This window comes from Streptomyces sp. MZ04, assembly GCF_004684775.1.
Classification (GTDB): domain Bacteria; phylum Actinomycetota; class Actinomycetes; order Streptomycetales; family Streptomycetaceae; genus Streptomyces.
The window spans coordinates 1-8,905 of the sequence record NZ_SRIC01000321.1; the positions used below are offsets into that span (position 1 = coordinate 1).

Here is an 8,905-nt window from a genome sequence, read left to right on the forward strand (position 1 = left end):
GCCCACGGCAGCCGCGACCCGCGGCATGCCGCGACGGTGCGTGCCCTGGTGCGGCGGGTGCGGGCGCAGCGGCCGGGGCTGCGGGTGGAGACGGGCTTCCTCGACTTCAACTCGCCGTCTGTTCCCGAGGTGTTGGAGTCCCTGGACGCGGAAGGTGTGCGCGATGTGGTCGCGCTGCCCCTGCTGCTCACCCGGGCGTTCCACGCGAAGGCCGACATCCCGGCGGTCCTCGACCAGGCCCCGCCCCGGCTGCGTATCCGGCAGGCGCCGGTGCTCGGTCCTTCGCCGCTGCTCCTGACCGCCCTGGAACGGCGGTTGTACGAGGCGGGCCTGACGCCCGCCGACAAGTCCTCGACCGGGGTCGTGCTGGCCTCGGCGGGGTCCACCGACCCGGAGGCGATCGCAGTGATCGCTGAAATCGCGCGGGAGTGGCGGCACACCGGTTGGTGCGCCGTGCGGCCTGCGTTCGCCTCCGCATCTCTTCCCCGCACCGAGGACGCGGTACGCGCGCTGCGCGCTCAGGGCGTCCGGCGCGTGGCGGTCGCCCCCTATGTCCTGGCCCCCGGATTTCTGCCGGACCGGATCGCCCGGGGTGCCAGGGATTCCGGCGCCGATGTTCTCGCGGAGGAGCTCGGCCCTTCGCCCGAGGTGGCGCGACTGCTCATTCAGCGATACACGGAGGCGCGACTCCCAATGCGTGTGGCGGTCAGCGCCTGAATTATCGCGGACAAACAGCGAATCCCCGCCTCGGGCCCAATTGCCCGGAGACGGGGACTCTTTGCCGTGTCGCTTTTCAGCGCCGCGGCGAATTGCCTACTTCACCTTGAAGATCTGCCCACCGCTGACCTTGCTGTTGCACTTGGACGTGCCCACCCAGGTGCCGCTCGACTTACGTCCCTTGTAGGCGCCGAGGCAGAGCTTGCTCTTGACGTTCTGCGGGTTGAAGTACGCGCCCGGGTTCGAGCTCACGTACTGCCACTTCTGCGACGCCGAGCTGTTGCACTTGGTGACGTGCGACAGCCAGCCGCTCTTGCCCATCCGCTCCGTCTTGGCACCGGAGAGGCACAGCTTGGTGTTGGTGGCGGGGTGTATTTTGGCGACCGCCCTGCCCTTGTACTTCTGGAAGTCGATGCGCCAGAGCTGGTACACACCGCCGGTGCACCCACGGACCCGCTCGCGCTTGCCCTTCTTGGTGCTCGCCTTCGCCTGCACGCTCATGCAGATGTTCTTGCCGTGCTGGAACTTGAACGAGCGCCAAGAACCCGCCGCCTGGGCTTCGCCGGCGCTTACGGCACCGGCGGCCAGGCAGAGAGAAGCCGTGGAGGCGAGCACGGCGAAACGCTTTCTTGCAGTCATGAGGAAGACCCCCGTCTGTTCAGTTCTCATTGACAGGGAAATTTCTATCAACAAGATCCTTTACAGGCAAGGGAGTTCATGGAATTGCACTTCCACCACACGGATCCTTGAGGTTCTTCTGAGCATGGCGGAAAGCTGAGCGAAGAACTGCGGGAAAACGGCGGCATTTCGCCCGTGGCGCCGCCGACACGGACGTAATGGCCCGGGTTCCGGGGCCCGCTCCGGAGTTGGCGCGGCTTCTGCTGCGGCGCCATGACGAGTCGTGTGCGGTCGGCCGGGTGGCGCGGGTTCCCGCGCTGGCCTAGTTTGTGGGTCCATGACCCTCACCAGATCCCGCACGCTCTGGCTGCGGACCGAGCCCCTGCACGCCGTGATCTATTTCGAGGAGCACTGCCGCACCCTGGGCAGAGCGCTCGGCCTCAAGGGCTTCTGGATGGGGTACTTCGCCGCCCGTACCGCCCCGATGGGCACGGTAGAGCCGGGCGCCGCGACGGCCGCGCTCGGCGTCTTCGCCCCCGGCATGGTGGCGCGGGCCCTCCCCTCCGCCTGGCAGTACGCATCGCCGGGCCGGATCGTGGAGGAGCGCGCGGCGTACACCGCGCGGGCGCTGCGCACCCTGGTCCCGGACATCGAGAAGCGTACGGCCGAGCTCTGCCCGCCGCTCGCGGCGATGGTCGAGGACGCCCCGTCACCGGCCCGCCCGCTGTTCGCCGCGAACCGCGAGGTGAGCGAGCGCACCGACCCCGTGCAGCGGCTCTGGCAACTGGTCACGTGCGTACGCGAGTTCAGGGGTGACGCGCATGTCGCGGCGCTCGCCGACCACGGCCTCGACTCCTGCGAGGCGCTGGTGCTCGCCGCGGCGACGGACCGCGTCGACCCGGGGACCATCCGCCAGGACAGGGGCTGGAGCGAGCAGGAGTGGGCGGAGGCGGTGGACCGGCTGCGCGGACGCGGCCTGGTGGACGCCGACGGGCACATCACCGAACACGGGTGCACCGAACGGGAGTTGATCGAGGACGCCACGGACCGCCTGTCGGCCCGGCTGCTCCGCCCGCTCGGCGCACGCGAGGCGGACACGCTCCTGTCCGCCCTCGAACATCCCGTGCGGCAGATCCTCGCGGCAGAGGTACTCCCCTTCCCCAATCCGATCGGGCTGCCGCGACCCACCGGGTGAACTCCCTTGCTCAACGGCAGAGTTCGTCCCCGAGCTCGGTCCGGCTGTACCGCACGCTGCGGCCATGACGCGTGCGGCCGAGCAGCCCGGCGTCGTACAGGACCGTGAGGTGCTGGCTGACCGCGCCCGGGGTGACGCCGAGTCGGTGGGCCGGCTCGGTGGTGGATGCGGGCTCGGCGAGCAGGAGAAGGAGCCGGGCCCGCGCCCGGCCGAGGAGGCGGATCAGGGCGTCGCCGGTGACCGGGGGCGGCTCCTCGGAGATCGCGGCGCGGCCCCGCAGGGGGTAGAAGAGCAGCGGCGGCAGGGAACTGTCGATCATCGGCTGGGCGCCGCCCGCGAAGAGCGTCGGGGCGAGGACCAGGCCGCGCCCGGCGATCCGGATGCCGTCCGAGTGCCATGGCCGCATGCCGCCCCGCCGGACGAGGCAGAGCACGTCGCCGGTCCAGGAGAGGCGCGGGTCGAGGCTCGCGAAGAGGGCCCCGGTGCCCTGCTCGGCGAGGACCCTTCCCCTAGCTCTCAACTTCGTTCGAGCAGGGGAGACCCCACTCGATAGGCGAGATCGGCCTCCATGAGGCTCATGGGGTCGAACTCCCCCTACGCGGCGGCGAATTCGGGGGCGAGCAGCTCGGGCGGGGTGGCTCGAAGGAGCGCGAGCTCCTCGGCGAAGGTGGACCGGGCGCGGACCGGGCGCGGGGTGAGGAAGTCCGGCACCCACAGGCGCGGCGTGACGAGGGCGGCCAGGAGCTCGGTGTCCTGCCGGTCGAAGGCGGGGCGCAGCCGCCGCAGCCAGGGCCGTTGATGGGGATAGCGCGCCGGGTCCCGCCAGGAGCGGAGCGAGAAGGCCGCTTCCTGGAGCGGTGAGTACGCGAAGGACGTACGGGCGAGATCGTCGACGCCGAATCTGAACGTGATCTGACGTTCGCCGCGCCCGCGCTGATGGTGGCGCGCCTGCCGCTCGGGGCTCACCGGCGTGACGTGCCGGCCGCCGCCGTGGAGGCGGGCAGCCGCTGGCGGGCGGTGCGGGACCTGCCGTATCTGGCCGTGACACTCCTGAACGCGATGCTCGTGATCCAGTACACGCTCCTCGAAGTGGGCCTGCCCCTCTGGATCGTCGAGCGCACGGACGCACCGCGCTGGACGGCCGCTCTCCTGCTGATCGTCAACTGTGTCCTGGTGGCACTGCTCCAGGTGCGGATGAGCCGGAGCGTCTCCGATGTGCCGGGCGCGGTACGGGCGTTCGGCAGGTCGGGGGTGCTGCTGGACCCTCGGCTACGAACTCGCCGACGCGCGCGCCCACGGCGTCTACCAGGGAGTCTTCAACTCGGGTACGGCGATCGGCCTGATGACGGGCCCCGCCCTGGTCACCCTGACGGCGGTCCGGCACGGCCCGGTGGGGCTGGGCAGGGGGCGCACATCCCAGCCATCCGGTTGCCGAGCCGTCACTCCTGCCCCTAGCGTCACGCCGATGACCCCCGTACTGCGCTCCGCGCGTCTGCGCCTTTCGCCCTATGTCGCCGCCGACGAAGGCCAGTTCGTGGCACTCCTGCAGGACGAGGCCGTGGGCCGCTGGTTCGGGGACGGGACGCAGAGCGCGGAGCAGACCCACGCGCTGTTCCGGCGGATCTTCTCTCTCGTGTACGCGGAGAACCACTTCCCGATCTGGGCGGTGCGGCACGAGGGGCGCTATGTCGGCCACGCGGAGATCAAGCCGTCGCCCGAGACCTGGCTGGACGGCCACGAGATCGTATACGGCCTGTCGCGGGACAGCTGGGGGCTCGGCCTGGGCACGGAGCTGGCCGGTCTGCTCACTTCGTACGGCCATGAGACCCTGGCCCTTGCCGAGGTGCACGCGACCGTCGACGCGCAGAACACCGCATCCCTCGCCGTCCTCAAGCGCCTGGGCTACACGCAGGGCCGCGCGGTCCCCGAGGACAACGGCCGCACCACGCTCCTGATGACGTCCCGCGTCCCGGCCCCGCGGCCGACGGACATCGGCTGAGGTCTCAGCTGAAGTCGAGGCCTCCGGTACGGGTGCGCTTCAGCTCGAACAGGTCCGGGTAGCCGGCGAGGACGCGGAAGCTGTCGAAGAGCCGCACCGCATCGTCGCCGCGCGGAATCGCCCGCAGGACGGGGCCGAACCAGGCGGTGCCGTCGACGTGGAGGGTGGGCGTGCCGACGTAGGCGCCGGCCTCCGGGTCCCTGCCCCCGTCGTGGCTGGCGCGCAGCACGTCGTCGTACGCGGGGTCGTGCGCGGCGGCCGCGAGCCCGGCGGGCAGTCCCGTCTCGGCCAGGGACTCGGCGACGACCTGGTCGAAGTCCTCGTACTTCTCCTGGTGGATGCGGGTGCCGTAGGCCGTGTAGAGGTCCCGGAGCACGTCCTCGCCGTGCTGCTCGGCCGCGGCGGCCGCGACCCGTACCGGGCCGATCGACTTGTCGACCAATTCGCGGTACCAGTCGGGCAGTTCGTTGCCGATGTTGTGGAAGTACAGGCTCATCACATGGAAGCGGAGGTCGAGCTCGCGGGCGCGCTCGACCTCCAGGATCCAGCGTGAGGTGATCCAGGCGAAGGGGCAGGCCGGGTCGAAGTAGAAGTCGATGCGGGTGTCGGTCGTCGTCATGGCCTCGACACTAGTGACCAGTGGCGCACACCCCTGGGCCATTCCCCCTCCGCCGCGATGGGCCAATTCCGCGCTGTCCGGCGGAGGCCACCAGCGCCACGAGGTCGGCCACCGGCATCGAGCCGGGGGCCCGCCGCTCCCGCGCGAAGTCGTTCGCCACGCTCTGCAAGGCGTCGTTCACCGGCGTCGGCACGCCGTGCAGCCGTCCGAGGAGGGCGATCTCGCCGTTGAGGTAGTCCGCCTCGATGGTGCCCGTGCCCCGGCTCAGGCTCTGCCAGGAGGAGCCGCCGCCGCGTTCCGAACGGTCGAAGGGCTCGAAGCGGATGCGGTCGCCGCGGGCCTCCTTCTGTTCCTGCTCGCCGACCGCCTCGATTCCGGCCGCGGCGAGCACCGTCTCGCCCTCGGTCCGGGCCCGCCGGAAGAGCTCGACTGCCGCGTCGTCGGTGATCAACCCCGTGACGGCTTCGATGGAGTTGGCCAGGTTCGAGAGGAGTTTCCCGTACTTCCAGCGCATCACGTCCGGCACGACGGGCGCGATGATCTTCGACTGCTCCAGATCCGCGGCGATCAGGCGGGCCGTCTCGTCCGTGCCCGTCGGGTAGCGGCCGATGTGCAGCATGCCGGTGTAAGGGGCACCCGCCGCGGAGACGGCGCCCGGCTCGACATGGGTCGCGGGCAGCCAGACGCATACGCCGTACACCCGCCGGAAGCGGCGCAGCGCGATGCGTTCGCTCTCCACGCCGTTCTGCGCGCAGACCAGCGGAAGGACCTCGGCCGCCGTGCCTCCGCCGGCCACCGGGCGGCCGCCCCAGGCGTCGACGGCGGCCTCGCAGTGCTGTGTCTTCACCGCGAGGAACAGGACGTCGCCCGCCCTCAACTCGCCGAGATCCACTGGGTGTTGGACGACGGGCAGCCGGTGCGTACGCGTCCCGTCGGGCGTGCTGACCCGCAGCCCGCTCGCCCGCAGCGCGTCGTGGTGCGCGCCCCGCGCGACCAGAACCACGTCATGCCCGGCCTCGGCGAGCCGCCCGCCCACGGTGCCGCCGATCGCTCCTGCTCCGATGATGATGTAGCGCATGCCGTCGAGCCTCGCACACCGGATCCGGCCACGGCACGGCCACCGCGGCAAAGATCAGGTTTCCGTCCCGTCGTCCGCGCTGAACGGCGTCCCCTGGTGGAACCAGAGCAGCCACTCGCCCTCGCACCGCCGCCACAGTGAACTGCGGTGCGCCAGACGGCCGTTGCTGTCCGTGTCGAAGGTCAGATGCACCACGTCGTCCGCCAGCTGAACGCCCCGCATCCGCGATGCGATGAGCGGCCGGGTGCCCCGCTCGGTGCTCTCGGTCAGCGCCGTGATGATCGACGCCCGGTCCCAGCGGGCCCCGGAGACACCGAATTCGGTGAACTCGGGGTGCAGCAGCTGCCCGAGGAGTTCGGGCGACGAGCGGACCTCGGGGGCGAGCAGGCGCAGTTCGGCCTCGATGGCCGCGTCCACGGCGGTCGTGCGGTCAGTCACGATGAAGCTCCCCGGTCATCTCGACCAGCTTGACGACGGTGTTCCAGTTGCGGCTCGTGGCGACGACGCCCTTGAACAGGGCAGGGCGCGACAGGACCTCGCCCAGTTTGGAGCGGCCGAGGCCGTCGGGAGCGTAGAGATAGAGCGCGCGGTCGCCGAGCCGGAACTCCTCCGGCAGGAAGGCCGCCGTGTCGATCGCGCCGAGGCGCGTGGCGTCGACCGGCTCGGAGAAGTACGTGACGTGCAGTTGCTTGCCCTCGAGCGATTCCGCGGGGAACGGGCAGGCGTCCGCGACCGCCTTCAGATAGGGGCCGCCGCGCACCAGGACGTCCACGGGGAAGCCGAAGTGCTTCTCGATGGCCTCGCCGATCCGCGCCGCGAGGGAATCCGGGTCGTCCGTGCCGCTCGTGAAGACCGCGTTGCCGCTCTGCAGATAGGTGCGTACGTCGCCGAGACCGAGCCCGGCGAGCAGCGTACGCAACTCCCCCATCGGCACCTTCTTCTTGCCGCCCACGTTGATGCCGCGGAGGAGCGCCGCGTACGCCTTGACCGTCATCCGGACACCATAGGACGGCCGCCGCGCCCCGTGGGGGTGGGCGCGACGACCGCCGGTTCACTGGGTGTTGCTCCGGGGAGCAACGGAAGGGCGTATGCCCTGCGACCTACTCGACGACCTTGAGCAGCTTGTTGGGCGTGCCCTCGCTCGGGTTCGAGATCTTGTCCGGGGTCGCACCGTCGGTCAGCGCCTTGGCGACGGCGTCCGGGGTGGCGTCCGGGTGGGCGGCGACGTAGACGGCGGCCGCGCCGACGACGTGCGGGGTGGCCATCGACGTACCGGAGATGGTGTTGGTGGCCTCGTCGTCCGTGTTCCAGGCGGACGTGATGTCCGAGCCCGGGGCGTAGATGTCCACGATCTCACCGTAGTTGGAGAAGTCCGACTGCTCGTCGTCCTTGGTGGAGGAGGCGACCGTGATGGCCTCCTTCACGCGGGCCGGGGAGCCCTGCGAGGCGTCGGTCGACTCGTTGCCGGCCGCGACAGCGAAGGTCACACCGGCCGCGATGGCCTTCTGGACCGCGGCGTCGAGCGCCTCGTCGGCGCCGCCGCCCAGGCTCATGTTGGCGACCGAGGGACCCTGGTGGTTCTTGGTGACCCAGTCGATGCCCGCGACGACCTGCTCGGTGGTGCCGGAGCCCTGGTCGTCGAGGACGCGGACCGCGACGATCTTCGCCTTCTTGGCGACACCGTGCGCCTCACCGGCGATGGTGCCGGCGACGTGGGTGCCGTGGCCGTTGCCGTCGTCGGCGTTGTCGTCGTTGTCGACGGCGTCGAAGCCGGAGGTGGCGCGGCCGCCGAAGTCCTTGTGCGTGACACGGACACCGGTGTCGATGACGTACGCCGTGGCGCCCTCACCGGCCGCGTCCGGGTACGTGTACTTGCTGTCACCGGCGGTGTCCGCCTGGTCGATGCGGTCCAGGCCCCACGACGGCGGGTTGTCCTGGGTGGCGTCGATGGTGAACTTCTTCGACTGGACGACCTTGCCGACGGACGGGTCGGCGGCGAGGCGCTTGGCCTCGGTCTCGCTCAGGCCCTTGGCCGAGAAGCCGTTGATCGCGGAGGAGTAGTTGCGGTTCAGCGAGCCGCCGTACTCCTCGGCGAGGTCGGACTTGGCGTCCTTGCTGGCCTTCTCGTCGAGCATGACGATGTAGCTGCCGGAAACGGCACCCTTGGCGTCCGCGCCGTAGACCTTGCCCTCGGCGGGGGTGGCCGCACCGGCGAAGGAGGTGGCGAAGACGGTCACACCGATCGCGGTTGCGGTCGTGGCTATCGCAGCGGTGAGCTTCAGCGTGCGAGCGCGCTTGTGAGTTGCCATGAAGAGGGATCTCCTCGTGGTGATGGTGGGGGGATGTGGGGGATTGAAAAACTTCACTGCAACACCGGGTGAGATCCGGAAGATCTCCGGGTGTTGGGACGAAACCCTGTCTGATTGACGCGCGCAGATCAATACCTACATACACCTGTGACTTGTTCAACAAGGTTCTGTAATAACAAAACGGGCCCTCGTCGGCAGATCGGACATCGCGCCGCCGAAGGGGCCCCAGGCGCCCATCGGCCGGAGAGCCGCCAAGTACCCATAGATGTAAGGGGCTTGTTACGCAAAGCTCACCCTTGACGAGGAGAGCCGCCCGGCCCCAAGAAGGAGACGGCACCCGCCCGGGTCGCCGGCCCGGACGACGTGCGCC

Annotated in this window: 12 protein-coding genes; 4 read left to right on the forward strand and 8 right to left on the reverse strand. The window is 70.2% G+C overall.

Annotated elements, in window-relative coordinates; genetic code table 11:
* Positions 1 to 717 (forward strand): sirohydrochlorin chelatase (locus tag E2651_RS37545; RefSeq protein ID WP_135335753.1); only part of this gene is annotated, 717 nt, incomplete at its 5' end.
* A 96-nt stretch (positions 718 to 813) separates the two neighbouring features.
* Here the strand turns inward: E2651_RS37545 and E2651_RS37550 are convergent.
* Positions 814 to 1,356 carry an RICIN domain-containing protein gene (locus tag E2651_RS37550; protein WP_167829011.1) on the reverse strand — a complete coding sequence of 181 codons (543 nt, stop codon included), beginning with the start codon at positions 1,354 to 1,356 and terminating at the stop codon, positions 814 to 816.
* A gap of 316 nt (positions 1,357 to 1,672) precedes the next feature.
* Between E2651_RS37550 and E2651_RS37555 the strand changes: the two genes are divergently transcribed.
* Positions 1,673 to 2,530, forward strand: coding sequence for a hypothetical protein (locus E2651_RS37555; protein ID WP_135335755.1), 858 nt, complete (start codon positions 1,673 to 1,675; stop codon positions 2,528 to 2,530).
* Between the two features lie 10 nt (positions 2,531 to 2,540).
* Here the strand turns inward: E2651_RS37555 and E2651_RS44825 are convergent, their stop codons facing one another.
* Positions 2,541 to 3,050: a helix-turn-helix domain-containing protein gene (locus E2651_RS44825; RefSeq protein ID WP_245239468.1), complete on the reverse strand. Its 510-nt coding sequence runs from the start codon at positions 3,048 to 3,050 to the stop codon at positions 2,541 to 2,543.
* 74 nt (positions 3,051 to 3,124) lie between these two features.
* Entirely contained in the window at positions 3,125 to 3,496 is a 372-nt protein-coding gene (locus E2651_RS44830; RefSeq protein WP_209446344.1) for a hypothetical protein, read from the reverse strand.
* A 9-nt stretch (positions 3,497 to 3,505) separates the two neighbouring features.
* On the opposite strand from E2651_RS44830, the gene E2651_RS37565 reads away from it, so the two are divergent.
* Both E2651_RS37565 and E2651_RS37570 read left to right on the forward strand, forming a co-directional pair.
* Positions 3,506 to 3,985, forward strand: coding sequence for a hypothetical protein (locus E2651_RS37565; RefSeq protein WP_135335756.1), 480 nt, complete (start codon positions 3,506 to 3,508; stop codon positions 3,983 to 3,985).
* Between the two features lie 10 nt (positions 3,986 to 3,995).
* Positions 3,996 to 4,529, forward strand: a complete 534-nt coding sequence (locus E2651_RS37570; protein ID WP_135335757.1) for a GNAT family N-acetyltransferase — start codon at positions 3,996 to 3,998, stop codon at positions 4,527 to 4,529.
* Positions 4,530 to 4,533: 4 nt separating this feature from the next.
* On the opposite strand, the gene E2651_RS37575 is transcribed toward E2651_RS37570, so the two are convergent.
* The 5 genes from E2651_RS37575 to E2651_RS37595 form a co-directional block, all read right to left on the reverse strand.
* Positions 4,534 to 5,148 (reverse strand): DsbA family protein, encoded by a 615-nt coding sequence (locus E2651_RS37575; protein WP_135335758.1) that lies wholly within the window; start codon positions 5,146 to 5,148, stop codon positions 4,534 to 4,536.
* Between the two features lie 10 nt (positions 5,149 to 5,158).
* Complete coding sequence (locus E2651_RS37580) at positions 5,159 to 6,226, reverse strand: 2-dehydropantoate 2-reductase N-terminal domain-containing protein (protein ID WP_135335759.1); 1,068 nt, start codon at positions 6,224 to 6,226, stop codon at positions 5,159 to 5,161.
* Between the two features lie 54 nt (positions 6,227 to 6,280).
* Positions 6,281 to 6,664, reverse strand: coding sequence for a DUF4440 domain-containing protein (locus tag E2651_RS37585; protein ID WP_135335760.1), 384 nt, complete (start codon positions 6,662 to 6,664; stop codon positions 6,281 to 6,283).
* Complete coding sequence (locus E2651_RS37590) at positions 6,657 to 7,220, reverse strand: DUF1697 domain-containing protein (protein ID WP_135335761.1); 564 nt, start codon at positions 7,218 to 7,220, stop codon at positions 6,657 to 6,659. The genes E2651_RS37585 and E2651_RS37590 overlap by 8 nt, the downstream gene beginning before the upstream one ends.
* 106 nt (positions 7,221 to 7,326) lie before the next feature.
* Positions 7,327 to 8,535, reverse strand: coding sequence for a S8 family peptidase (locus E2651_RS37595; RefSeq protein ID WP_135335762.1), 1,209 nt, complete (start codon positions 8,533 to 8,535; stop codon positions 7,327 to 7,329).
* Positions 8,536 to 8,905 lie beyond the last annotated feature (370 nt).

Excerpts from the sequence above, each read along its gene's own strand:
- E2651_RS37595 (WP_135335762.1), bottom strand. The coding sequence starts at position 8,535 with ATGGCAACTCACAAGCGCGCTCGCACGCTGAAGCTCACCGCTGCGATA.
- E2651_RS37555 (WP_135335755.1), top strand. The coding sequence starts at position 1,673 with ATGACCCTCACCAGATCCCGCACGCTCTGGCTGCGGACCGAGCCCCTG.
- E2651_RS37590 (WP_135335761.1), bottom strand. The coding sequence starts at position 7,220 with ATGACGGTCAAGGCGTACGCGGCGCTCCTCCGCGGCATCAACGTGGGC.
- E2651_RS37570 (WP_135335757.1), top strand. The coding sequence starts at position 3,996 with ATGACCCCCGTACTGCGCTCCGCGCGTCTGCGCCTTTCGCCCTATGTC.
- E2651_RS37575 (WP_135335758.1), bottom strand. The coding sequence starts at position 5,148 with ATGACGACGACCGACACCCGCATCGACTTCTACTTCGACCCGGCCTGC.
- E2651_RS37550 (WP_167829011.1), bottom strand. The coding sequence starts at position 1,356 with ATGACTGCAAGAAAGCGTTTCGCCGTGCTCGCCTCCACGGCTTCTCTC.
- E2651_RS37580 (WP_135335759.1), bottom strand. The coding sequence starts at position 6,226 with ATGCGCTACATCATCATCGGAGCAGGAGCGATCGGCGGCACCGTGGGC.